Consider the following 25,140-nt stretch of genomic DNA (forward strand, 5'->3'; position numbering starts at 1 on the left):
TTCATTCTATCGGGTCAGGTTATCCCTTAAAAGGTTGCTCCTCAGCAGCGCCTTTCTCCGTTTTGCCTGACAGCATAAATGTAACATAGGAAAATCTTTTGACACAGTTTAAATTACACTCCCGTTTTCAGTCAGCAAACATCTATTTTTCTCGATTTATCTAATCAATGTTATAATTCCCCGTGCTGTTTCAGATGTGCCATCAATATCTGTCAGTGAAATTATTCAAAGCTTAATGCAATGCTGTATACATGATTATATGTACAGTAATGCGAGGCTTGCTGTGTCAGCTATAGTTTAAGAGCCGTCTACTCGATTGATAGAACACTTTTACTTAAAAAAAATTTAATTAACAATGAGGCATTGCTACATTCTTAATGCTGCGTGTGCACCCTATTTAAAGAGCCCTTTTACTTTGTCTACCACCCCGCCGCTGCCGGTAAAGAATGCTTTAAGGTCCTGCAGATCTACATCACCATCAGCATCCCTGTCCAAACTTGTTTTAAACTTGTTCAGCATTCCCCGCACATTAAGTCCTTGTGTTTTACCCTCACTCACCTCATTGAAAATCTTTTGGAGATCAAAGCTGTTATCAGCAGGATCAGCAGCTTTTTGTACCAGTCTCTTCAACACCGTTGGTATCAGGTTGTTGGCTATGTTTGCTGCGTGTTGGACATTTAAGCCGAAATGGCTCTGTAGCCGGTCCATAAAGCTGCCGGTAGCTTGTTGGGTAACAGGGTTGGCAGTTATATTTTCACCATTACTGTTAAAGAGATTAGCCACTTCTTTTACATTGCCGTTGGATAAAGACGTTTTTAAAGAATTCTCAATAGCAGTGCTGGCTTCCTGTACAGCTTCTTCATTCCGCTCATCAGGGATGGCCGTATTGTTGATGATAGTGGTATCTGCGTTTTGTTTTACGAGGTGGTTCAAATTTTCTATCATAAAAATTGATTTAGTTGTTTTATTACAATAGCTAAAATTAATACTTTAAACACAAATGTTTTATTACTCTGATGCAACAAACATTTTATTTTAAAGAAGCCATATAGAGTTTTAACAAAAAAGACTTCCGGGTGATAAAGAACTTTGAGTTGCAAAACAAAAAGGTCAGTTATCATGGAAGTCTTAAACAAAGATACGATTGAGTAGTGGATAGTACCACATTTGAGCAGTGGCAGGCGTGGTACTAAGGTGCGGGTAGAGTCCTGGAGAATAGTAGCAGCTATTCTGTACCGGTTGAAAAGCGGGTGTCAGTGGCAGATGCTACCAGTAGAAAAGTTCTTTACTTCGGAAAAGCGCTTAACCGCTAATGGTGTATATTATCATTTCAACAAATGGGTAAAGAATGGCTGTTTTAAAAAGGTGTGGATAGAACTATTAAAAACTAATCATAAGCTTTTAGATTTGTCTTGTATGCAACCTGACGGCTCACATACACCTGCAAAGAATGGAGGTGAGCACATTGGCTACCAGAGCAGAAAGGCAGCCCGCACTACCAATGCACTTTTCTTTAGCGATAATCAGGGGCTGCCGCTTGCTGTGGCTACCCCTCAGAGTGGTAACCACCATGACTTGCACGACGTCGAGCAACTGTTTGAAGAGTTGTATCATCTGCTCAGCGAAGCAGATGTTGATCTAAAGGGTGTATTTATGAATGCAGATAGTGGCTTTGATGCACAAGTGCTGCGTGAGCAGTGCAGTGAAAAACAAATAGAAGCCAACATTGAAGTCAATGAAAGAAATCAGAAGCAAGCGCTATCAACTGATTATGTTTACTTTGATGACCTGCTCTATAAAAGAAGATTCGTAACAGAGAAGATGAACGCCTGGATAGACTCCTTCAAAGCTTTGCTCATCCGATTCGAAACATCTGTTAAAGCATGGATGGCACTGCACTTCATCGCCTTTTCCGTGCTGTTGTGCAGAAAAATCCCAAACTGTTAAACTCTAAATAGGTTCAAGGTATATAAGACTTGTCTATGACTAATTTATCGCCTGGTAAATCAACTTCAAACAAATAAGGAATGCGCACATACCGGCCAGTGATGTTTTTGTGACTATGAATAGACATTAACAGTTTGCCATCTAATGTGCGGAACAACATTCCATGACGGTAATTAGGCGGTGTAATCGGGTCTTTCTCCTGAATCCAGAAACCATCGAGGGTGCCGCTTTTGAGTAAGCCACGCCTTGTGTATATACGTCGTAAATCCAACTGGTCCATATCATTCCCAACTGTCCTGTTTTTGTTTGGAACAAGTAAGCGCCATCAGTTATTTTGTTCGGTATGTCATTGCCGTTTTCGTCTTTTTCAAGACTCCAGGGAGCGTCACTGGCACGGAACAACACCTTGCCTTTACCAATTGTCCCACTTAAATTTGGTTTCAGTTCCATATTTTCGATAGTGCCGTTCCAGTTCTGTAGCCATTCGTAGCAATAGACCATATAGAGTTTTCCATCTTTATCTATCCAAAAAGTTCTATCTAAAGTAGGCATATCAACAGGTAAATAAATGGAATCCTTCATTGGTACATAAGGTCCATCAGGCTTATTGCTTACCAGTACGTGGCAGGCTCGCCGTTCTATGGCGTTTTCTCTAACGGTATCAATCTTGACGACTCAGTTGGTGAAGGTGGCAAAATAATAATATTTATTTCTGTAGGGGTGAATTTCAGCGGCCCAAATAATATAGATCTTCTTTAAAACTTTTAAATCAGAATATATTTGAAATTCTAAGCCTGAATACGATAACAGAAATTCTAAGCCTGGATCTTTAATTTATTAAATTCCAAATGATATAACGTAGAATTGATTTAGGAAAGTATATAACTACTTATCGTGCAGCTTTTGAAGATAATTCTACATTTTCGAAATTCCAGTTGCCTTGTGAAATAAAGCGTAGCACTTAAAGAGGACTTTTATTATAACTTTTTTATTGTTTAGAAGTAAGTTTTAAAATAGATTCTGGAATTGCATTAAATAGCGTTTTAATCAGTTCGATAATATCTTTAATTCCCTCGCGATTGCCAAGGACGTTTACTTCCCATCCTTTGCCTGTTTCATATTTTATTTTTGAGGTCGCTAAAAGCATTATAAAAGAAACAACACCACCCATAGCAAGAATAACCTCTGCGGATTGCTCATCGTCCTTGTAATTTTTAATGGCTTCGGCTAAGGCAGGCGCTGTGTTTTTTTCCTGGGCGAGTTGCAGCAAACTTGCCCTGGCAAATTTGATGGCTTCTTCTGATTCTAACGGCATGGAATATTGTTCCTGATTATCCATAACCGTTTTCATTTCCGGAATGTTTTTCACATTCGCCGGTAAATGCCTGATTATTGTTTCGGCGTCTGCATCAACCTTGTCGAACAGCGTTGTGCTAAAGTGATTAAAAAATCGCAACAGCCGAAAACCGTCCATATTTTCTATCAAACTTATTGTTTCTGATTTCATATAAATAAATTTGGTTTTTATCTCCAGTCACCTGACAAGATCATGCCTGCCCAATAATAGGGGCCGTGGTTTTGAAAAGGCACTTCAGACATTATTTCGAGCATTGCCTTTTTGTAGGCGGCTGCTTTAGTAAGTTTTTCTTTAAGCCAATAGTGATAGAAGCGAATACAGAAATTGTTTGCCCATACGATTGAAATATTCCATCCGGCGGTCAACATGCTCCTAGCCCCGAGAAAGAAGGCTGCGTTTTCCATACCAAGAGCATCACCCCCTACGCCTTCTTTAGAACGTGCACTAACGCATGCCTGAAAAGTAACATGACTATTTTTCCAGCTTTTATCAGCATCAAATAATTTGCAGGAATTTAGAAAATAACTTTTTTCAAAGTAATTAAATTTCGGATCTAAAGCAGGCAGCTTTTCACCATCTTTTAGTAGTAAGCCACTATTGTAAAACGGATTTGCTTTTGCAGGATCAGTCCCGGGCGACGGAAAAACACCGTGTGTTGAAAAATGGATAAGTGAGTTTATGTAATCGTTTCTTGAAAATTTATCAAGGGAGTCAGCTTCGGATACTCCGTCAAAGGACGAGTAGTTTTTTGATAACCATTGTTTTACTTCTGAAAACTGCTGTATTTTTTCAGAATTGTCCAGATCCTGCACTGCCGGTACCGTACAGCAAATAATTTTCGTTGGGAGAACAGGTGAATGTTCCAAAAGAGAGATTAATTGATACGCTCCGTGTATCCTTGACAGCGAAAATTGCTGAATCAAATAACTGTTATTAAACAAAGCATATTGCAGAGGAAACAAAAACAATACTTCATGGGGCGAATAAATCAGGTGATCACCCAAATTTAAATTTCCTTCCTCCAAAGCTCTCTTCAGAACATTGAGAAGCTTGCCTAAGTTCTCCGGAATATTAATCTTTTTGGTGAAAAACCCCTTAGTGGATTTGCTGTTCCATTCTTTGGGATCATCCAAATGGTCATCAACCCATTTCTTCATAACTGTTTTATCAACGTCAGGTGTACGCTCAACATAAATCTTTCCGTTCGATGTCAGCAATACGCTGATAGAGTAGTCATCATACAAAAAGAAACTAAGATAAGATGCATGGTTCTTCAAAAGCAAAGAAGGTAATTTCTCAACGGGCAATTCATAATTAGCCACCTCCATTTCAGTATCTGATTGTTCTGCGATCGCATCTGCCAGCAGTCTGCCTTTTGAAGCTTCTATGGCTTTTAATACACCTCTTTCATTCCCACTTCGGTGATATAGTTCTATAAGGCTTGGAAAAAGATATTCGAAAGTTTTAAATACACCCGCCCGTTCTTTTTTATTATAAATTGATGCGCGTTTATGCTCCAGGTTTACCCTTAATTCTTCTAAGGTGTCCGCTCCTTCGGCAGACAAACGCAGTCGTTTTTGGCAAATGTGGATACTCCACAATGTGTCGTTGGATTCGTCTATATATTTGCTTCTGAATTTGGGAAGTAGCTGTTGAAGGTCATGTAATGTGTTTTTCAACACATCTGGATTTGATTTAGTAGAGTCATTTAAAAATACACCCTGCAGATCGTAAAGTTTCAGGCGGAGATCCATTATGTTGTATTCCTCCTTTTCTTCACTTACCGTTTTAAAATAGTTATTAAATTTACGGTAAATACTTGTTGCATTATTAAATTGTTCGTTATTGTTTCCCGTATTTCCTATTAAGGGTCTTAACTGATTGATCATTTGGGAAATTTCATTTGATTGTTGTGTTTCACCTTCGGATGTTTGCGTAAACATTTCACCAATAGCATCAATCATGTTTTTTAACTCAGCCTGCTGTTCTTCTGTTTCTGATTTTTTTGCTTCTTCAGAAGTAACACTGATTTCTCTGAATAATGCTTTTATTTTTGTTCCTAACCGCTCATAATTAATTCTTGAATAATAAGGAATATTACCAGGAGAAAGGCTTTGAAATATGCTTCTTGCCGTTTCAGGATTATCAATGGCGAGATATAATTCAACAGCATTCAACTGTGCAGAGATGAATTCGGGCTTGTTAAAATGTTTTTGGAAATCTTTGACCGTCCTGTCGTAAAATTCTATTCCTTCACTATAGCGGGCGCTATCGAGATATGATTTCGTAATGAAATTGGCCGACGAAGCAGCAAAGTATAGTACTTCTTCTTTTCTCCTCTCAGCCGATTTAAATAGATAGTGATACACACATTCATACGTTGCTAATCCGTACAGCAAAGCATGATTGTAATTGCCGCCCTGCGCATAAGCGCTTGACATGGCGTTTAAGCTGCAAATACTATAAAATGGATCACCACTTGTCATCATCGCAAGTGAACTTTCAGTGTTGGCATTTTGTGGTGAATTCTTTATGAATTCTGTGATGAATTTAAAATCTCTTTTAAGGTATGCCCGGATAAGAATTTGAAAATTGATTGAAGTCATTCTGTAGAATTAATTGAGGTGAGATGAAATATGAAAACAAATGCAACTTCAAACAAGCGAAAACTACTTCAATATGAAAGTTTCAATGTAGGATCTCCGAAAACGATATTACGATAAGGATGTGGAATTTGTCCTGCCACGTTTTCGTTACGCATCAGTTGAAGTATGCCGTCGCCAAGACATTGCCCCTGTTGCCACGCCTCATAAACCGGCGTGTAGTCCGCTGGTATACTGGTTACATTATGTGCAAGTACTGCTAAACCATTACACCGCATGAGGTAGGTTACCGCAAGATTTTGGGCGCCATACTGACGGTGTAATGGTGTGGCTGGTGAAATTCTCTCGCCGGCAGCGAGATATTGTGGCCGGTGTATGATATCACCCACATCACATCCACCCAAGAGGTAAAATCTTGAATACGGAGAACGGTTTGGAAGTGCAAAGTGGTGCAATGCTTTTACAGAAGTTTGTCCTCCAGGCACACTTACGCTAAACACTGAGCCAGGACTCGTAAAGCTTTGAGGAAAGGCTGCCGGCACCACTTCTGTACTTCCCGGTTGTGCTGCAAAGTAATGATTAAGAAAGTCACTGTGCATCATATAGTAGCATACAAGATGCTCTTCCGAAAATGAGTTGAAGTAGTTTTCTATTGTCGCCCATTGTGTTGCGGGAAGGGAGTTACTATCTGCATTCACTACAATGCTTGATTGTGTAACAGAATTCGTCCATTTATTGCTTTCCGATTCCCAGCCACCTGCAAAATCCAGGTCAAGAAATATATACCCCCGCCGTTGGCGCGATGTTGTCCGATGCTCGTGATTTCGATTAAAATAATCTACAAGAAGCCTCAGTTCTTCTTGTTCTGAATACTCCAGTCCACTTTGACCAGTACGCCATGCTGATTGCGATGCCGTAATGCGGCCTACCCAAAACTTAGAATCTGCAGCATGCTTTTGATTAGTCCGTTCAGCGTGATGAACCTGCCACTGAGCAAGGGCGTGCGTAATAAAACCTGGCGCACTCCACTGATTGCGATTGTAAAGACTTCCATTCGGGTGGCGGGAATCATCGAATGGAAGCCTTCCGCCAAGATTGCTCCCGGGAGGAAAGGTGGGGGCTGTAGCCATCCACTCCCAGTACCCATGCGGATCAGCAAGTACTGCGTCAACCGAAAAATAATCCAATTCATGTTGTTCGAGTATTTGTCCAACTTGCCGGTCTTCAAGATTTACTATACCTGCGGTGGGGAAATCTCCAACCAGTAATACGCCCCCAAGCGTTTGTGCTGCATGGTAAAACTTTTTAACGAATCGGTAGAGATCCAGAAATTCATCGGGTAAATGGCGGTGATAACGTTCCCTGGTTTCATGGCTGCGTACATCTAAACTGTATGCTACTACTTCCCAGCCTTCGTTTTGCAGGTCATCAAAAAACCGGGTAAGTATTGATATTCCGTCAGAAAGGCTTGACAGGAGTGCTCCCGAAATTCGTTCTTCAACAATTACCAAAACACGCTGTGCTCCTGGTGAACTCGCCCTATAGTCAATAGGAAGAATTCGGGGGTTATCAAATGAGAGCTCCAATAAAGGCGAAGGCATTCGCCGGCCAAACCAGGTATAAGAACTTCCAGCCTGCAAAAAAGTTCCTCTGAGGTCATCGCCTCTAACCTTTGCAGAATATTGTTGATCAATTCCGGATCGGGTAAACCTGAGTTCATCGTTGATGAATGATAATGAGGAGAGATTTTCGGTATTAGAAAGGTCGTCAAATTTTATTTGTCCATTTAAATTGTTACCAGCTTGCCATAAGTGTAAAGAAGCTGGATTTTCATTAGCGACAATACGCCACATCCCAAGGATTTCATTAAGTGTCATATTATTTAATTTAATGTTTGTACAGTCGGCACATCTTCTAAATCACCAATGCCCTTTACATTTTTATTTCTTTGCCGATAACAGATTAAGTTAAGTGCATGTATTTTTCCAAAATCAATCCAGTTGTAATCAAAAAGACATTTATCTTCATTGTTATCAGGAGGTTTATTGGGATTAAATTTTTCTGTTTCAGTCATATTAAGTTTCGGCATTCTTACATCGGTGACAAATCCTTCAAATAATTGAGAAATTAACTGATCTCCTTTCGCACTTTCTGATGTTAATTTTCTCTCAACAAATACAATGATTGCTTCACGGTTTGTTACTGTACCGCCACTGATTTTTGATCCATAATCAACCCCCAATACTCCATCGTATTGAATGAACTTTTGCTTTGCATTTAAGTATGCATGAAAAAGTTTAGTATTCATAAATTAAAATTTAATTTGTTGTCTACTCTTTGAATTGGATTTACGGCATACTCCTTTTTAGTTTATGTAGAGTTTATTTATTAAATTGTATTGATCAGTAGTTGCAACAGGGCTGGGCAGTTGCTCAAGTCTTATCAATGATAAAACATATTTGATGTGTCAATTGTTAACCGCTACAATGTCGGTCTGTATGGTACATCACATAAGGATTACCATAATTGTATGAATTTTAAATAATTTTTATGCCTTTGATTATTATGCCTTTCGTTTTCGCTTGTGTTAATTGTTTAGTAACGTAAATGCAGAAATAATTTTGCCCTGCCTGCCAAAGCTATCAATGGAAATTGCTCAGGCACTCTCAAAGCTATCGTCAACTACTTCCCATCACCATGTGAAAAACATCCTCTATTACACCGCGTTTAGCCAGGGAAATCAGTACGAACAATCAGGAAAAAAAAGTTAAGAATTGAATTTGATAGGCTAGTGGTTCTTATAATCGTCTAAAGGGGCTAAGTATTAGGCTTGAAATAAAGATAAAACATTTTTAATTATAACATCCAGACAAAAAATTTTACAATAAGAACACATGAAGTTTTTAGCTCTTCCAAAAACTTTGCACAAATATATTACTACATATAAAGCAATATATAGCTTGTTTTGTTTTTTAATATCTCAAATGCACATTTGACTGCTTATGTCAATTCCTGATACCAAAAAAGCGAAATCAGATACCCGAAAAACGAAATTCTTTGTTTTCAAGTAGTACTGATACTCTGTTTTATTCTTTGTTTCCCCAAATTAAATTTCCTACCGCACCCATGAAACGAATCAATCATTATTTGTTGTTTTCCGTTTTACAATATTAGAGTTTATCTCAAAAACAGGTTATTCCAGGTATATATCTGAGCGATAGGGAGTAGACGATAATAGAGCCGCTATTACCAAAGGTGAAGAGAAGAAAAGATGGCAGGGGTAGACTGCCACGGCATCCGCACGAAGTACTCAGCCGCCATCCTTATACTACTGAGATATTTTTGAGATAATCTCTGGATATTTATCCAAACCTGGTGACCCAAAATTGTCAAATACCTCATTTTTAGCAATCGTTAAAAAGGCTCACTGCTACATACGTACTTATGCTAGCACTTACCAACCAATAATACCTAAATACAGGATTTAGATGGATATAACTGAGCATTCGCAAAAGCAAGTTTCAACTCTACCAATTATCCTACTTTTCATTTCAGTTCCTACACTGTCTACAAAGCGTGCCAGGTATTGCATCATTATGTATCATACTGCATCATTGTTGCCCGTCATTTCCTTTTTCATGTGATTTCGGTTACAAACTGGATTAGTAACCGGATTCGTCACAACATTATGGCTACTAAAGGCAAAGAAAGGCAACAATCGGCAAGAATAAGTGGCTGTAAAAGAATGTAAACCCCACAGAATGTGCGTAAACAGTGGATTGGTTACTTTCCGATACAGAAAGTGAAATGTGTTTTTTTTAATGGATTGTAGCGTTTTTAGTAACGGAACAGTAAATTGAGTATAGAATCAAGTACATTAGGCAATTTATAATAATTTAGCTTCCATCTAGGTTTAGTCATGGTTCCATAAACGGAGTTGTAAAATTTCTTGCTTTAATTATATGTTTGTGGCGGTTTATGCTAATGCATCAAGTACATTAGGCAATTTATAATAATTTAGCTTCCATCTAGGTTTAGTCATGGTTCCATAAACGGAGTTGTAAAATTTCTTGCTTTAATTATATGTTTGTGGCGGTTTATGCTAATGCATTTAAGTGTTATCATTAAGCATTATCAATTTGTTTAAGTTGCAGCCAACAACTGCCCTTTCCGGAAGGAGCGACATTGACAAAACAGAAGCTGAAGAAAGATAAATAGCTAAACGAACTATTCTTTCAATTCATAGTAATTGTCCAGCCGCTCCTTTTGAGGACGAATGTAGGAGGAAGCAGTTCTATTTTTGTTCTAAGTTTTAGCAAATTGGTCAGCACTCAACACTTCGATTCCAACGAAATCTTCACTCCCCTCCACCCAAGCATCATGTCCTGGAGGAATGGTGTAAGATTCACCTCCTTTAATTGTCTTCTGTGTGCCATCATTCATGCGCACGGTAAGCGTTCCTGATACTGCATATCCAACATGGGAAAGCTGGCATGAATCAGTGTGAACTACGGGCTTAATGCATTGTGACCATCGCCATCCCGGTTTCATGTTTAAGCGTCCAATAGTAAACCCTTCCAGCCGGACAATCTCGACTTTTGTCTTATCAGGCTGCCGAATCTCATCCGGGGTTTCATGAGATTTCGTTTCGAATTTTTTTACTGTTACCGGATCCATGTGATTTAAATTTATTTTGCCTACTTTTTTGCATGATGCAGGGATTTTCGGCATTTTTCCCTTTTTTGTTTCAGGAAGGATCAGTTGACAAACTAACCATTTATTAAAGATAGGATAATATTTGGGGCGTCTGTTACTGTTGCCATCAACGTCCGGCGATATCTGCTGAAGTATATGAATTTTAGAATACTTCAGTTCATTCTATTGCTGAAGCAATGTCGAAGTTCTTCCGCTTGGTTTTATATTGTCATTGACCGCCTTTTTTGAAAGCAGTTGTAGTGAGCAGTTGTTTCTAATGCCGCTTGCAAGATGATTGATACGAGAATGGCTCTATTTAGCGTTTAAAGCTACCGTAATCCGGTTATATGTTTTTCTTGGTGAAATCCTGCTAGGACGAGCAATATCCGTTTGGGGAAGAAATAAACGTTATCGAAGGATAGGTGTCTTTTATGCCCTTTCGTTTAATGGTGCGTGTTTATACTTATTATATTATTGAATATAATTGGCTTTACTCCTTTGATCAACTGTCTAAAGATCATTTGCGCATGTGTGCATAGCATAGTGAAAGAATAATAAGAATACCACAAATAATACAAATAATACAATTGTTATCCTGTTAAGACCTTCCTTATTATAAGATATTATGTTGGTTTACTCTGATCAGATTTCTATTGGATTGCAATCTCCTGTTTAGCATTTGTAATATTTATATTATTTGGATTATTTCACATTTTGTCCAAGTACATAAACACACAAAATAGGGTAGAGGTGAATTCGCCAGTTACCTCCCTCTTTGACAATCAAATCATATTATCTAAATGGCAAATTTTATCTCGTGACGATACAGAAAGTGAAATGTGTTTATTTTAATGGATTGTAGCGTTTTTAGTAACGGAATAGTAATGCGAAACAGAAACGTGATGAATATCTATTTCATCATTATATCTAATCATCGTTACAGTCCCCTGTGCTGCTGCAGATATGCCATCATTATCAATCAGTGAAATCTTCCATATATACATTCCTGCATCTTGATCAACATTGTTAATAGTTCCATTCCAGCCTTTGGCAATGTCGTAACATTCAAACACTTTCTGTCCAAAGCGGTTGTAAACAATCATATCAAAGTGTTTTACAGGAAACGGATACTTTACTTTGAATACGTCATTGAGTCCATCCTTATTGGGTGTAAAGGCAGAAGGCATCATCAGTTTACAAAGCTGGCTGGTGATACGAATAGAATCAGTTAGCACGCCGCACTGATTACTTGCTGTTAACCTATAGACACCTGCTCATTCGCTTTTTGTATTTTCAATGTTCGGTAATGCGCCGTAACCTTTAGTCAAAGGAGTGCATCGATTGAAATAGAATAGCCATTTGGAGGAGGTTGGCAGTACTTTACATATGCTGAGCATATTAGGATTTATTCTTTTCTGTTCTATACTGCTCAGCACAATCCAGAACAGGAGCTTACATAAGGAAATTACGCTAACTGGAGAGGAATATTATGAACGATTGGTAAAGGCAAGGACCGGGGGCTGAGGTTTAATGATTGAAGACTTTGAAGAATCATTTTCATCCTTTACTTCGAGGTGCGCTATCGCTAACACCTCGAAGAGCGGGAATAAGGGCTTTAAAATCTTTTGAAAATTATATGACCATCATATCTATAAACTCATCAACTGGTGTATTAACAAGCCTATAAAAATCGAGTGAATTTTCCAATACTTTTCTTTGCTGTTTTTCAGGAAAAACACGCGCAAGATTAATCCTGAACTTATTTATGAGTTGCGGTATTCCTTCTTCTCTTCTACGTTTATGCCCAATCGGATAATCGACCTGAACCTCCTCTAAAACAGTTCCGTCATTTAATTCAATAGTTATTGCATTGGCAATAGAACGTTTGGCAGGATCGTGATAATCTTTTGTAAACTGAACATCTTCCACGCATTCTATTTTATCACGCAGCACATCAATCCAAATATCTGAAGCAATATCATCTTCATAATCCGAAGCTGTTAATCGCCCATAAATCAACGGCACAGCTACCATGTATTGAATACAATGATCGCGATCGGCAGGATTGTTCAACGGACCTTTTTTATCAATGATTCGAATCGCAGCTTCGTGTGTGCGAATCGTTATTTTCCGAATATCTTCCGCTGATTTATTCAAAGCCTTTAATTTATAATGTAATGTCATCGCCGCTTCCACAGCCGTTTGCGCATGAAACTCTGCCGGGTAAGAAATTTTAAATAACACGTTTTCCATTACATAGGAACCATAATCTCTTTGAAATGTAAATTGATTTCCCTTGAAGCACACATCATAAAATCCCCAGGTTTTCGCAGTAAGCACAGAAGGATAGCCCATTTCGCCGGTTTGTGCAATCATTGCTAAACGCACTGCTCTTGAAGTGGCATCACCGGCTGCCCAAGATTTACGGCTTCCTGTATTTGGTGTATGCCGATATGTTCTTAAAGATTGTCCGTCAACAAATGCCAGTGAGAGTGCATTAACTAACTCTTCATGCGTTAGCCCTAAAAGTTTTCCTACAACTGCTGTTGATGCAACCTTTACCAATATGACATGATCTAAACCCACTTTATTAAAAGAGTTTTCGAGTGCCAATACGCCCTGTATTTCATGCGCGCGAATCATCAGGTCCAATACATCTTTCATAAAGAGTGCAGGTTTGCCTTCTGCAATAGATGTTCTGGAAATCCAATCTGCAGTTGCCAAAATGCCTCCTAAATTATCAGAGGGATGCCCCCATTCTGCTGCCAGCCAGGTATCGTTGAAATCCAGCCAGCGAATCATAGTGCCAATATTAAAGGCAGCATGAACCGGGTCTAATTGAAACTGCGTTCCCGGCACCTTAGCACCATGTGGGACTATTGTACCTTTTACGACTGGTCCTAAGAGTTTGGTGCACGCAGGATAAGTTAAGGCTTCAAATCCACAGCCAAGTGTATCTAAGAGGCAATAATGCGCAGTTTTCCAGGCTAAGTCACTTTTAATCTCATAGTTTAACACATAATCCACTATATCTACCAATACTTTGTCTGGTTGTGTTCTTTCATTTATGACAGGCGATGCCATTATTTATTTAATTTTAAATTTAGGTTGTACGATTTTCGATTGAGATAAAGGCTCTATTTTCCGGGCCGATATAATTTGCGCTCGGGCGAATAATTTTTCCATCCTGCCGTTGCTCAATAATGTGTGCGCTCCACCCTGTAACTCTCGATACAACAAACAGTGGCGTAAACATCATGGTTGGTACGCCCATCAGATGATAGGAAACTGCCGAAAACCAGTCGAGGTTGGGAAACATTTTCTTTTCATTCCACATTACCGTTTCTAATCGTTCTGCAATATCAAACAATAGCCTATCACCCGCTTCGTCAGAAAGTTGTTTTGCCACTTTCTTAATCACTTCATTTCTTGGATCTGAAACAGTATAAACCGGGTGGCCAAAACCAATGATTACTTCTTTATTTGTTAATCGTTTTTTTATATCGGCTTCCGCTTCATCGGGCGAATGATAACGACTTTGAATATCATAAGCTACTTCGTTGGCACCCCCATGTTTTGGTCCGCGCAAGGCACCAATGGCGCCGGTTACAGCAGAATAAATATCAGAACCTGTTCCTGCAATTACTCTTGCTGTAAAAGTAGAAGCATTAAACTCATGCTCTGCATACAACACCAAAGAAATTTGCATTGCTTTTATCCAGGAATCCGAAGGCTTTTTGCCATGTAACAGGTGAAGAAAATGTGCACCAATGGTATCTTCATCCGTTACTGTTTCTATTTCTTGTTTATTGTTTGCATAATGATACCAATACAATAAGGCGGAACTGAAAGATGCCAATAACCTGTCCGCAATGGTTTTTGCGCCTGCTTCACTATGGTTATCTTCTTCCGGTTCTATAGTACCAAGTGCCGAAGCGTAGGTACGCATTACATCCATCGGGTGCGCTGTGGGAGGAATGTTCTTCAGTATATTTTTTACCGCATGGGGTAAACCTCGTAATGACTTCAACTTATTTTTATAATCATCCAATTGCTGTTGCGTTGGCAATGAACCGTAAATTAATAAATAAGCCACTTCCTCAAATGTTGCGTTAGCTGCAAGGTCCAAAATATTATAACCGCGGTAATGTAAATCGTTGCCACTTTTACCAACACTGCACAGCGCTGTATTGCCTGCTGCAACACCGGAGAGTGCCACACTTTTCTTGGGCTTGAATGTTGTTTGCTGATTAGTTTCCATTATTGCTTCTTTTTAAACAGGCTATCTAATTTTTGTTCGTAATCATAATAACCGATGCTTTGATACAAAGCTTCTCTTGTTTGCATGGTGCTTAAAACATGTTGCTGCGTGCCGTCTTTACGAATATGTTCATATGCATTTTGCGCAGCTTTATTGGCGGCACGAAAAGCAGACAAAGGATATAGTATCAGTTCAACACCAGCAGCTTTTAATTCATCAACGGTGTACATTTTTATCATACCAAACTCTGTAATATTTGCCAGCACAGGAATGCCGGTTGCCTCAACAAACTTCCTGTAAAGCGCTAAGTCATTCACCGCTTCGGCAAAAATAAAGTCGGCACCGGCTTCTTTATAAGCCACCGTTCTTTCTAATGTTTTTTCCAAACCTTCATTAGCAAATGCATCCGTTCTTGCACCAATTACAAACTGTTCATCTGTTCGTGCATCAACAGCAGCTTTCAACCTGTCCACCATTTCTTCTTTGCTCACCACTTCCTTGCCTGGTCTGTGCCCGCAGCGTTTAGCGCCAACCTGGTCCTCAATATGCAATGCCGCAGCACCGGACTTTATCAATGACTTTACTGTGCGTGCAATATTGAAAGCAGAAGGACCGAAACCCGTATCTACATCCACCAACAAAGGCAATGTACAAACGTTGGTTATGCGATTAATATCAATCAGCACATCTTCCAATGTGGTAATACCTAAATCAGGAACACCCAATGAACCTGCAGCCACACCGCCACCGGAAAGATAGATAGCATTAAAACCGGCTTGTTGCGCAAGTAACGCATGGTTCGCATTGATTGTTCCAACAATTTGTAAAGGCTTTTCTTGTTTCATTGCTTCGCGAAAACGAAGACCAGCAGAATATATTTGTGTTGTTTCCTGCATTAGTAATAATGATTTTAAATTTAAAACATTAGCATTTGTTTGCATTATTTCGGCGAAGATAACATGATATAAAAAGAATAAGACCTTTCAAAAAAGGTCTTATTCTTTTTAAGGCATATGACTTATTGCTTATACTCAGAATTACGAACCACAACTGATGCGGCCATCCTGCATGGAGCAGGTTGCGCCGGTGACATTTTCATCTTCTTTTTTACTCAGTATGATTTGTGATTTTAATTTTTTTTCACCTGCAATTGGCTCAACAACCTGGTTTCCTTTTTCAACTGTGAACTGCACTGCCTGTGCAGCAGCTTTTGTACGCAGATAATACATACCTGTTTTCAATCCTTTTTTCCGCGCATAAAAGTGCATTGACGTAAGCTTTGAGGTGGTGGGATTTACCAACAATGAATTCAGTGATTGCGACTGGCAGATAAATGCACCGCGATCTGCTGTGTCATACTGTAGGCTTCCCCGAAGTTCAGCCAGTGAATTTAGAGTTAACAAACTGAAGTAATGTTAACTTTAAATTTTATACACAATGAAAAGGAAGTTTACCGAAAGCCAGATAGTGGCTGCTATTAAGAAACAGGAAAGCGGCATAGCAGTAAAAGATATATGCCGGGAGTTATCCATCAGCGATGCAACATTTTATAACTGGAAAGCTAAATATGGCGGCATGGAAGCATCAGATGTAAAAAGGCTTAAAGAACTGGAAGCTGAAAATGCTCAGCTTAAAAGCATGTTTGCAGAGATGAGCATTGAAAACCGTGCACTGAAACATCTACTGGAAAAAAAGTTATAACGTCTGAAGTGAAACGGGAAGCTGTTCAGTACCTGGTAACAGAAGAGCAGCTTAGTAACCGAAAGGCGTGTAAACTGGTAGGTATATCCCGTACTACCTGCCAGTACAAAAGAAGATAAAAGATGACAGCGAGGTGCAGACAGCCCTTAGGGAGCTCACCGGATAAACATGCAGCTATAGGCTACTGGCAATGCTGCTACCGGCTGTGGGACAAGATACCAGTGGAACCATAAGCGCATCTACAGAGTGTATACGAGCATGAAGCTCAACATACGCAGAAGGGCAAAGAAAAGACTGCCTGACAGGATTAAACAACCACTTACAGTGCCTAATGCACCTAATGAGATGTGGAGCATAGATTTTATGAGTGACAGCCTGGTAGATGGCAGGAAGTTCCGCCTCCTGAATGTAATAGATGACTTTAATCGGGAGTCGCTGGCTATAGAAGTGGACACCTCACTGCCATCCTTAAGGGTCATCCGGGTGCTGGAAAGATTGATAACAGACAGAGGAAAACCACTTGCCATTAGAACAGATAACGGACCTGAGTTTATCAGCCATCAATTGCAGCAGTGGTGTGAGAAGAATGCTATTACGATACAGTACATTCAACCGGGCAAGCCCATGCAGAATGCTTATATTGAAAGAAAGAACGGAAGTATTAGAAAAGAACTGCTGGATGCTTACCTGTTTTACAGTCTTACAGATGTAAGAGCTATGAGTGAAGAGTGGCGGGCAGATTACAACCATCAAGACCGCACTCAGCATTAAGTTATCTCTCACCCGTAAAGTTTATGGAAGCTTGCAAGGAGAAAACGCAGCAGCTTTATCCACAAACGGCGACAGCGTAAAACCCTCTCAAATTGAAGAGAGCCGTTTAGTGGATAAAGCGGTCAAAACTTGACCATCTAACAATTAGAAAACTCTAATTTCTATTGGCTCTAAAACAAGGGAAGCTGACAATTTCCCTTTTCATGCTAAAATGGTTACAAACTGAATTAGTAACCAGAATCGTCACAACAAAATGGCGAACAAAGGCAAAGAAAGGCAAGAATAATTAGCTGTATATGAATGTAAACCCCACAAACACTGCGTAAACAGTGCATCGGCTACTTTCCGATACAGAACTTACTAAAAATAAAATCCAACTGATCTTCATTCGTGATCTCCCCGGTGATCTCCCCAATATGATACAAGCAAGCTCTGATATCAGAAGTAATTAAATCCAAAGGTGTTCGTTGTGCAAAGCCATCTTTAATCAATACAATAGATTGCAATACTTTCTCCAGTGCTGCTACATGCCGCGTGTTGGTTACAATTGTTTCGGGCGTACCAACCTCGTCATTTACTACTGATGTATATAAAGCATCTTGTAACACATCCATATTGCGCTGGTAGCGTGCAGAGATGAATACTATACCAGCAATACCAGTAAACTTTGTTGCATAATCCACACCTTCTTCGTCTGTCTTATTTGCAACGGCGATTATTTTACTGCCTTCTGTTTGCATAGTTGCTAATGTTTGTTGCAGTTCCGCTTTACTTATGGCGGTAGCATCAAATACATACAGCACAATATCAGCACTGCGCATCTTTTGCAGACTGCGTTGCACGCCTACGCTTTCAATTACATCCGATGTATGCTCGCGGATGCCGGCAGTGTCAATGAGTCTAAATAAAATGCCATTGATGTTTAATGTTTCTTCTATCGTATCCCGTGTAGTGCCGGCAATCTCACTTACTATTGCGCGTTCTTCATTTAGCAATGCATTCAGTAAGGTGCTTTTACCGGCATTTGGCTTGCCGATAATGGCTACCTGTACGCCGTTTTTTATTACATTGCCCAGCATAAAAGATTGTAATAACTGCTTTACTTTATATGCTGCTTCATCCAGTAAATTCATCAATCTGCTTCTGTCTGCAAACTCCACATCTTCCTCCGAAAAATCGAGCTCTAATTCAATTAATGCAGAGAATGTAAGCAGTTCTTCTCTTATATTTTTCAAGACTTCTGTAAAGCCACCGCGCATAGTATGCAATGCTGCTTTACGGCTGGCAGCGGTATTGCTTGCAATCAGGTCTGCCACTGCTTCCGCCTGGGCTAAATTCAATTTACCATTTAAAAAGGCCCGTTGCGTAAATTCGCCTGGTTTTGCTGCCCGTGCGCCGCATTGCGCCAGTATTTGCAAAATATTGTTTTGTATAAAATAAGATCCATGACAAGATATTTCTACCACATCTTCTCCCGTATAGGAGCGTGGGGCTTTATATAATCCAATCACCACTTCATCAATAATGGTATCGTTATATTTCAAATAACCAACATGCAGTGTATGTGTAGGCGCTGCCTCCAAATCTTTTGAAGGAAATAATCCATTTACAATGGCTATGGCTTTAGGTCCGCTTACTCTTATTACGCCAATTGCGCCAACACCTTGCGGTGTGGCTAGTGCTGCTATTGTATCGTCCCACCCTGCTAATTTACCTAACATGCGCCAAAAATAAGAAGAAGCCCTTAACTCCCTAAAGGGGAAAGCAGAGTTCCTGTTCTCTGAAAGAGGAATAAAACTTTAGAAATTTCATTAAACAGTTTTGTCTTCCTAAATATTCAATATTATCTGTCCAATATCCAACCTTTATCCCAGTAATCCTTTCCATCCCCAATCCCAGTCCCTTTTGATACTTTCCCTCTTTACAATTAATTTCGCTGCCTGAAAAAAGTAATAATTATTATTACTTCAGCAGGTAATTACCTTTAACATTGTAAAAAACACTCCTCTATGGCATACGACGTTATAGTCCTCGGCAGTGGCCCCGGCGGTTATCCGGCAGCCATCCGTGCCTCACAGCTTGGTTTTAAAGTAGCAATTATAGAAAAAGAAAGCCTCGGCGGCATTTGCCTCAATTGGGGTTGCATACCTACTAAAGCCTTAATTAAAAGTGCCAATGTGTACGATTATTTCAAGCACAGCACCGATTATGGTATTAATGTAACCGGCGGTCAGCCCGACTTTGGCGCAGTGATTAAGCGCAGCCGCGGTGTTGCCGATAAAATGAATAAAGGTGTTGCCTATCTCATGCGCAAAAACAAAATTGATGTGATCATGGGCTATGGCAAACTCACCGGCAAAGGCAAGATTGAAGTAACCGCCAATGACGGCAAAAAGCAAACGGTAGAAGCAAAACATATCATTATCGCTACCGGTGGCCGCAGTCGGGAGTTGCCTAATCTAAAGCAAGATGGCAAAAAAGTAGTGGGCTACCGCGAAGCCATGGTGTTGCCGCAACAACCTAAAAGCATGATTGTGGTAGGCAGTGGCGCAATAGGTGTTGAATTTGCGTATGTGTACAACAGCATGGGCACCAAAGTAACCATCGTTGAGTTTATGCCGCGTGTTGTGCCGGTAGAAGACGAAGAAATTTCAAAAGAACTGGAAAAACAATTCAAAAAGCAAGGCATCGAAATAATGACCAATGCTACTGTTGAATCGGTAGATATATCGGGCAATGGCGTAAAGGCGCAGGTAAAAAAGCAGGATGGCAGCACCGTAACGCTGGAAGCTGATATCGTGTTGAGCGCAGTAGGCGTGGTAGCGAATGTTGAAAATATTGGCTTGGAAGAATTAGGCATAAAAACAGAAAAGGGCAGAATTGTGGTAGATAAATACCAGCAAACCAATGTGCCCGGTTTTTTTGCTATTGGCGATTGTACACCGCACCAGGCGCTTGCCCATAAAGCCACAAGAGAAGGCATTAATGCAGCCGAATATATTGGATATATCGAAAAGAAAGCCCCGCACCAGCCCGATGTAATGGATTATTCCAATATTCCCGGCTGTACCTATTGCACACCGGAAATTGCGAGTGTAGGTCTTACCGAGAAAGCAGCAAAGGAAGCTGGCTTTGAAGTGAAAGTGGGTAAGTTTCCATTTAGTGCCAGCGGCAAAGCTACGGCTGCCGGTGCCACCGAAGGTTTTGTAAAAGTAATTTATGATGCGAAATACGGCGAGTTCCTCGGTGCACACATGATTGGCAATAATGTAACCGAAATGATTGCCGAAGTGGTAGTTGCCCGCAAACTGGAAACCACCGCGCACGAAATCCTCAACGCCGTTCACCCGCACCCGACCATGAGCGAAGCAGTGAAAGAAGCTACTGCTGTTGCGTATGGGGAGGCTACGGATATTTAGTTTTTAACCTTATAATTATAAAAAAAGTCCCGTTCAAAACGGGACTTTTTTTATGAAGTATGATCACTTACGATATACCACTTGCCAGCCACTTTTTTAAACAATAAATCAAAATGCCCGCTTGCATTACCCTTTTCTCTTTCTAACATAAATTTTCCTACTACGAAATAGTAATTCCCGCATAGCGGTTTTAATTCCTTCAATTCAAAAGTGAGCTTCCCCATCGTTGCCCTATCGGGATAACCTCTCTTATAATGCGCCAATGTGCTGTCCCAACCATATGTAATGCCATTATGACCAATGAACATAATGGAATCACTCTTCAGATACGTTTGCATAAAGCTTTCAATATCGCCATTGTTCCATGCCGTTACCTGTTGGTTCATTACGGCTCGTATGGCTTGTTCATCGGTGGATTGTGCATGGCATATTACACAAAAGCAAAGCATTGAAGCAGCTAGTAGGTATTTCATAGTTTTTGTTTTCATAAACTAACAAACAGGGAATTTCATCGAGTTAAATTATAAATATCGAAACCGCTATTCCGCCCTTTTATAACTTATTACTACTTGCAAAATACGGCGCTTTGTGCATGATCTGTGAATGGTAGTAAAATTAACGGTAATGCAAATATTACTGATTCCTAATGGCTACTTGCAGGTAAATTCAATCTGCAGATTTATGCAAGGCTGCTGCAAAACCCAAAGTAAAAACAGCAATGTATCGGCAGCTCTGCGAAATGACGAACCGCCTGCAATTCCATAATTTTCTACCAATTTTCACCACCAAAATCCCCTTACTCCAATTTAAACAATCCATTTTATCGTTTTACAGTATGTTCGCAGTTGATAAAATTAAAAGAAAAAGTGCGCTTAAAATCATTAGAGATTAAAGGCTTTAAAAGTTTTGCCGATAAAACGGTTGTTCATTTTGATGAGGGAATTACCGGCATTATCGGCCCGAATGGCTGTGGCAAAAGCAATATTATTGATAGTATCCGCTGGGTAATTGGCGAGCAAAAAATTTCCGCTTTGCGCAGTGAAAACCTGGAAGCGCTGGTTTTCAACGGCAGCAGAACGCGTAGCGCCAGCGGGCTTGCCGAAGTAAGTCTCACTTTTGAAAATACCAGGCAGTTATTACCTACCGAGTTTACCACCGTAACCATTACCCGCCGCTTTTATAAAAACGGGGAAAGCGAATACCGCCTCAACGATGTGTCCTGTCGCTTAAAGGATATTCACAACCTGTTTATGGATACAGGCGTAAGTACCGATAGTTATGCTATTATTGAGTTGGGAATGGTGGATGACATCATAAAAGATAAAGAAAGCAGCCGCCGCCGCATGTTGGAACAGGCAGCCGGTATTACCATTTATAAAACACGAAAAAAAGAGGCTAAAGCAAAGCTGGAAGCCACCGAGCAGGACATTAACCGCATTGAAGATTTATTGTTTGAAATAAATAATCAGTTAAAAACTTTAGAAAACCAGGCTAAAAAAGCAGAGAAATATTACGAGATAAAGAAAGATTACAAAGAAGTTTCTATTGAATATGCCAAAGCGGCATTAGAAGGCTTCAATGTAACATATAAAGATTTGCAGGAAAAAGGCGAAACTGAAGCTGCCAAGCGCGTGCAGATAGAAACAGAGATTGAAAAAGAAGAGGCAGAAATAGAAAAACATAAAGCTGGTTTTAACGAAAAAGAAAGTCAGTTACAGCAGCAACAGCAAGCGTATAATACGCTGGTGCAAGGGGTAAGAAGCAAAGAAAATGAGAAGAATTTAGCTACTCAAAAGCTGCAATATTTGCGCGAGAAGCAAGCATCAATTAAAGATTTTTTAGAGAAGGCAGAAGGGCAGCTAAAAGGTTTAACCAGCGCTATTGAAGTTACGCAGTTGCAAACAGCAGATGAAGAGGAAAAATTAGATGAGCTGCAGGCGCGGGTGCAACTGGCAAAAGGTACGATTGAGGATAAGCGTACGGTGGTAGATGAAAAAAGAAAGAGCTTGAATGTGCTCCGCAACGAATACCAGCAGTTACAGCGCAACCAGTTTGAAGCCGAGAAAAAAGTTGCTGTTGCCGATACGTCCATCCAAAATTTGCAACGTCAGCATTTGCAACTTTCCGATGAACAACAACAGCGCAGCCGCCAGTTGGTACAACTGCATACCGAGCTGGAAGAAAAAGAAGCAGTACTGCAAGACAAGCGCGATTTGCTACAGGAACTGCAGGAGCATCACGAAAAAACAAAATCACAAATCTTTGAGGCGCAGGCAGGGCTTGAAAGGCTGCGCAATGAATTAGCTGAAGAAAGTCGCAAATTAGATGCGCGGCGCAACGAACATGATTTGCTCAAGAGCCTTATAGATTCTATGGAAGGCTATCCGGAAAGTGTAAAGTTTTTGCACAAAAACAAAAACTGGAATCATACCGCACCTATTTTATCCGATATTATTTATGTAGCGGAAGAATACCGCACCGCAGTAGAAAATGTGCTGGAACCTTATCTCAATTATTATGTAGTAAATAACTGGGAAGAAGGCTTGCAAGCCATTCATTTACTCGATCATAATAAAAAAGGGAAAGCCAATTTTTTCATGCTGGAAAAGTTGGACGAAGTGAATGTAGAATCGCATCAGCCTGCAGGCACACTCAAAGCATTGGATGTAATAGAAGTAGAAGACCGCTATGCAAAGCTTGCCGAGTATTTATTAGCCAATGTGTTTATCGCCGATAATGAAGAGGTGATTGCCAGCAGCAACGGCGCAGTGGTATTGGAAAAGAATGGTAAATATGTAAAAGGAAAATATACCTTATCTGGTGGCAGCGTTGGGCTATTTGAAGGAAAGAAAATTGGCCGCGCCAAAAACCTGGAAAAACTGCACGATGAAATAGTGTTGCAGGATGCAGTAGTAAATGCATTAAAAATTGAAATTAAAGATTTGCATAATCAGGTTGTCGCTTACAACGAGCAATTGAAAGAGGGCGCTATTAAGCAAACACAAAACGAAATTAACCAGCTTACCAATAATGTATTTGCAACAAAAAATAAAATAGAAAATCTACAGGCAGCCCAGCAACAGGCGCAAAATAGAATTGCAGATACCGAAGAACGATTGACAGATGTGCAGGATAATATTGCTGATACCCGCGAACAATTACATACGATAAATGAAAAAATGCAGGCACTTACTGCAAATTTGAAACAAGCTGAAAACAACTTTCATTCAGCAGAGCAGGAGTATAATTATGCTTCCGCGCATTACAACGAAATAAATATGCAGCTAATGCGTCAACAAAGCAAGCTGACTTCTTTGAAGCAGGATCTGACTTACAAGCAAAATCAATTACAAAACCTAAACGGGCAAATTGCGGCAAACAGCAGGCAATTAGAAGAATCGGTTATTACCATACGAGAAAACGAAGCTGCCTTGCAGGATGCAGAAGGCGTATTGCAACAACTAATAAATACTAAAGAAGAAGCGGAAGAAGCGTTGAGTATTGCTAATAAAACGTATTACAACATTCGCAACCAGTTGCAGGATAAAGAAAGCGCTTTACGGTTAAAGGTAAAAAGCCGTGAAATCATCGACCAGGTATTGAATTCAGTAAAAGATAAACTGAATGAGTTGAAACTGCAACTTGCCGGTATGAAGGAACGGTTGAGTGTGGAATTTAAAGTAGAACTGGATGCTATTTTGGATGAGCCACGCAATACCACTTCGCCATTGGAAGAGTTAGCGGCAGCCAGCGAGCGTATGCGCAAGCGCTTAGAAAATATTGGTGAAATTAATCCTACGGCAGTGGAAGCTTTTACCGAAATGAAAAAACGCTATGAGTTTATATTGGAACAAAAGGCTGATTTGACCTCCGCAAAAGATAGTTTACTCCAAACTATCCAGGAAGTGGAAGCCAGCGCCAACCAGCAGTTTTTAGATACTTTCAACCAGGTAAGAGAAAATTTCCAGCGTGTTTTTAAAGCCTTATTTACCGAGGAAGATACGGCTGATATGATATTGGAAAACCCTGAAAATTTAGCTGAGACAGGCATTGATATTGTGGCAAAGCCTAAAGGCAAACGACCATCTTCGATTAGCCAGTTAAGCGGCGGTGAAAAGACCTTAACCGCAACAGCTTTGCTATTTGCTATTTATTTGATTAAGCCCGCACCTTTTTGTATCCTAGACGAAGTGGATGCACCACTCGATGATGCGAATGTGGGTAAATTTACCAATATGATTAAGCAGTTTAGTCAAAATTCGCAGTTCATTATTGTTACGCATAATAAAACTACCATGAGCACGGTTGACGTAATTTATGGTGTAACCATGCAGGAGCCGGGAGTAAGTCGTTTAGTGCCTGTTGACTTTAGAAATCTCAATTAAG

17 protein-coding genes and 1 pseudogene are annotated in these 25,140 nt (G+C 40.0%); 4 read left to right on the top strand and 14 right to left on the bottom strand.

Going from position 1 to position 25,140, the window contains the following annotated elements; genetic code table 11:
* Nucleotides 1-393: 393 nt before the first annotated feature.
* Nucleotides 394-945 carry a hypothetical protein gene (locus FC093_RS12870; protein WP_137262205.1) on the bottom strand — a complete coding sequence of 184 codons (552 nt, stop codon included), beginning with the start codon at nt 943-945 and terminating at the stop codon, nt 394-396.
* A gap of 222 nt (nt 946-1,167) precedes the next feature.
* Between FC093_RS12870 and FC093_RS12875 the strand changes: the two genes are divergently transcribed.
* A complete protein-coding gene (locus FC093_RS12875; protein WP_206106567.1) occupies nt 1,168-1,947 on the top strand; it encodes an IS5 family transposase in 780 nt (259 codons plus the stop codon).
* 141 nt (nt 1,948-2,088) lie between these two features.
* Here FC093_RS12875 and FC093_RS24055 read toward each other — a convergent pair whose 3' ends face one another.
* From FC093_RS24055 to FC093_RS12930, 11 genes are all read right to left on the bottom strand, one after another.
* On the bottom strand, nt 2,089-2,529 hold the full coding sequence (locus FC093_RS24055) for a glycoside hydrolase family protein (protein WP_240743289.1): 441 nt from the start codon (nt 2,527-2,529) through the stop codon (nt 2,089-2,091).
* 406 nt (nt 2,530-2,935) lie between these two features.
* Complete coding sequence (locus FC093_RS12885; RefSeq protein ID WP_137262206.1) at nt 2,936-3,454, bottom strand: hypothetical protein; 519 nt, start codon at nt 3,452-3,454, stop codon at nt 2,936-2,938.
* A 17-nt stretch (nt 3,455-3,471) separates the two neighbouring features.
* Complete coding sequence (locus tag FC093_RS12890) at nt 3,472-5,910, bottom strand: CHAT domain-containing protein (protein WP_137262207.1); 2,439 nt, start codon at nt 5,908-5,910, stop codon at nt 3,472-3,474.
* A 68-nt stretch (nt 5,911-5,978) separates the two neighbouring features.
* The gene (locus FC093_RS12895) at nt 5,979-7,784 is read right to left on the bottom strand and encodes a hypothetical protein (RefSeq protein WP_137262208.1); all 1,806 of its coding nucleotides are present in this window, start codon (nt 7,782-7,784) and stop codon (nt 5,979-5,981) included.
* A gap of 5 nt (nt 7,785-7,789) precedes the next feature.
* Nucleotides 7,790-8,215, bottom strand: a complete 426-nt coding sequence (locus tag FC093_RS12900; protein ID WP_137262209.1) for a hypothetical protein — start codon at nt 8,213-8,215, stop codon at nt 7,790-7,792.
* Nucleotides 8,216-10,212: 1,997 nt separating this feature from the next.
* Entirely contained in the window at nt 10,213-10,638 is a 426-nt protein-coding gene (locus tag FC093_RS12905; protein ID WP_206106568.1) for a cupin domain-containing protein, read from the bottom strand.
* Nucleotides 10,639-11,450: 812 nt separating this feature from the next.
* Nucleotides 11,451-11,837, bottom strand: coding sequence for a T9SS type B sorting domain-containing protein (locus FC093_RS12910; RefSeq protein ID WP_137262210.1), 387 nt, complete (start codon nt 11,835-11,837; stop codon nt 11,451-11,453).
* Between the two features lie 397 nt (nt 11,838-12,234).
* Entirely contained in the window at nt 12,235-13,686 is a 1,452-nt protein-coding gene (locus tag FC093_RS12915) for a bifunctional 2-methylcitrate dehydratase/aconitate hydratase (protein WP_137262211.1), read from the bottom strand.
* A 19-nt stretch (nt 13,687-13,705) separates the two neighbouring features.
* Entirely contained in the window at nt 13,706-14,863 is a 1,158-nt protein-coding gene (gene prpC / locus FC093_RS12920; RefSeq protein ID WP_137262212.1) for a bifunctional 2-methylcitrate synthase/citrate synthase, read from the bottom strand.
* Entirely contained in the window at nt 14,863-15,759 is an 897-nt protein-coding gene (gene prpB, locus FC093_RS12925; protein WP_137262213.1) for a methylisocitrate lyase, read from the bottom strand. The genes prpC and prpB overlap by 1 nt, the downstream gene beginning before the upstream one ends.
* Nucleotides 15,760-15,900: 141 nt before the next feature.
* On the bottom strand, nt 15,901-16,266 hold the full coding sequence (locus tag FC093_RS12930; protein ID WP_137262214.1) for a hypothetical protein: 366 nt from the start codon (nt 16,264-16,266) through the stop codon (nt 15,901-15,903).
* Nucleotides 16,267-16,300: 34 nt separating this feature from the next.
* On the opposite strand from FC093_RS12930, the pseudogene FC093_RS12935 reads away from it, so the two are divergent.
* Nucleotides 16,301-17,415: pseudogene (locus tag FC093_RS12935) on the top strand (IS3 family transposase).
* Between the two features lie 258 nt (nt 17,416-17,673).
* On the opposite strand, the gene mnmE reads toward FC093_RS12935, so the two are convergent.
* Nucleotides 17,674-19,056 (bottom strand): tRNA uridine-5-carboxymethylaminomethyl(34) synthesis GTPase MnmE, encoded by a 1,383-nt coding sequence (gene mnmE / locus FC093_RS12940; RefSeq protein WP_137262215.1) that lies wholly within the window; start codon nt 19,054-19,056, stop codon nt 17,674-17,676.
* Nucleotides 19,057-19,344: 288 nt separating this feature from the next.
* Between mnmE and lpdA the strand changes: the two genes are divergently transcribed.
* The gene (lpdA, locus tag FC093_RS12945) at nt 19,345-20,754 is read left to right on the top strand and encodes a dihydrolipoyl dehydrogenase (RefSeq protein WP_137262216.1); all 1,410 of its coding nucleotides are present in this window, start codon (nt 19,345-19,347) and stop codon (nt 20,752-20,754) included.
* Nucleotides 20,755-20,804: 50 nt separating this feature from the next.
* Here the strand turns inward: lpdA and FC093_RS12950 are convergent, their stop codons facing one another.
* Nucleotides 20,805-21,227, bottom strand: coding sequence for a YybH family protein (locus FC093_RS12950; RefSeq protein WP_137262217.1), 423 nt, complete (start codon nt 21,225-21,227; stop codon nt 20,805-20,807).
* A gap of 372 nt (nt 21,228-21,599) precedes the next feature.
* Between FC093_RS12950 and smc the strand changes: the two genes are divergently transcribed.
* Nucleotides 21,600-25,139, top strand: coding sequence for a chromosome segregation protein SMC (gene smc, locus FC093_RS12955; protein ID WP_240743290.1), 3,540 nt, complete (start codon nt 21,600-21,602; stop codon nt 25,137-25,139).
* The last annotated feature ends 1 nt before the right edge of the window (nt 25,140 follow it).

The sequence above is a fragment of the Ilyomonas limi genome, assembly GCF_005233845.1.
Taxonomy (GTDB): Bacteria; Bacteroidota; Bacteroidia; order Chitinophagales; family Chitinophagaceae; genus Ilyomonas; species Ilyomonas limi.

Coding starts and splice junctions, on each gene's coding strand:
- FC093_RS12895 (WP_137262208.1), bottom strand. CDS start 7,784: ATGACACTTAATGAAATCCTTGGGATGTGGCGTATTGTCGCTAATGAA.
- FC093_RS12870 (WP_137262205.1), bottom strand. CDS start 945: ATGATAGAAAATTTGAACCACCTCGTAAAACAAAACGCAGATACCACT.
- FC093_RS12885 (WP_137262206.1), bottom strand. CDS start 3,454: ATGAAATCAGAAACAATAAGTTTGATAGAAAATATGGACGGTTTTCGG.
- FC093_RS24055 (WP_240743289.1), bottom strand. CDS start 2,529: ATGAAGGATTCCATTTATTTACCTGTTGATATGCCTACTTTAGATAGA.
- FC093_RS12905 (WP_206106568.1), bottom strand. CDS start 10,638: ATGCCGAAAATCCCTGCATCATGCAAAAAAGTAGGCAAAATAAATTTA.
- FC093_RS12915 (WP_137262211.1), bottom strand. CDS start 13,686: ATGGCATCGCCTGTCATAAATGAAAGAACACAACCAGACAAAGTATTG.
- FC093_RS12890 (WP_137262207.1), bottom strand. CDS start 5,910: ATGACTTCAATCAATTTTCAAATTCTTATCCGGGCATACCTTAAAAGA.
- prpB (WP_137262213.1), bottom strand. CDS start 15,759: ATGCAGGAAACAACACAAATATATTCTGCTGGTCTTCGTTTTCGCGAA.
- FC093_RS12900 (WP_137262209.1), bottom strand. CDS start 8,215: ATGAATACTAAACTTTTTCATGCATACTTAAATGCAAAGCAAAAGTTC.
- lpdA (WP_137262216.1), top strand. CDS start 19,345: ATGGCATACGACGTTATAGTCCTCGGCAGTGGCCCCGGCGGTTATCCG.
- mnmE (WP_137262215.1), bottom strand. CDS start 19,056: ATGTTAGGTAAATTAGCAGGGTGGGACGATACAATAGCAGCACTAGCC.
- FC093_RS12950 (WP_137262217.1), bottom strand. CDS start 21,227: ATGAAATACCTACTAGCTGCTTCAATGCTTTGCTTTTGTGTAATATGC.
- prpC (WP_137262212.1), bottom strand. CDS start 14,863: ATGGAAACTAATCAGCAAACAACATTCAAGCCCAAGAAAAGTGTGGCA.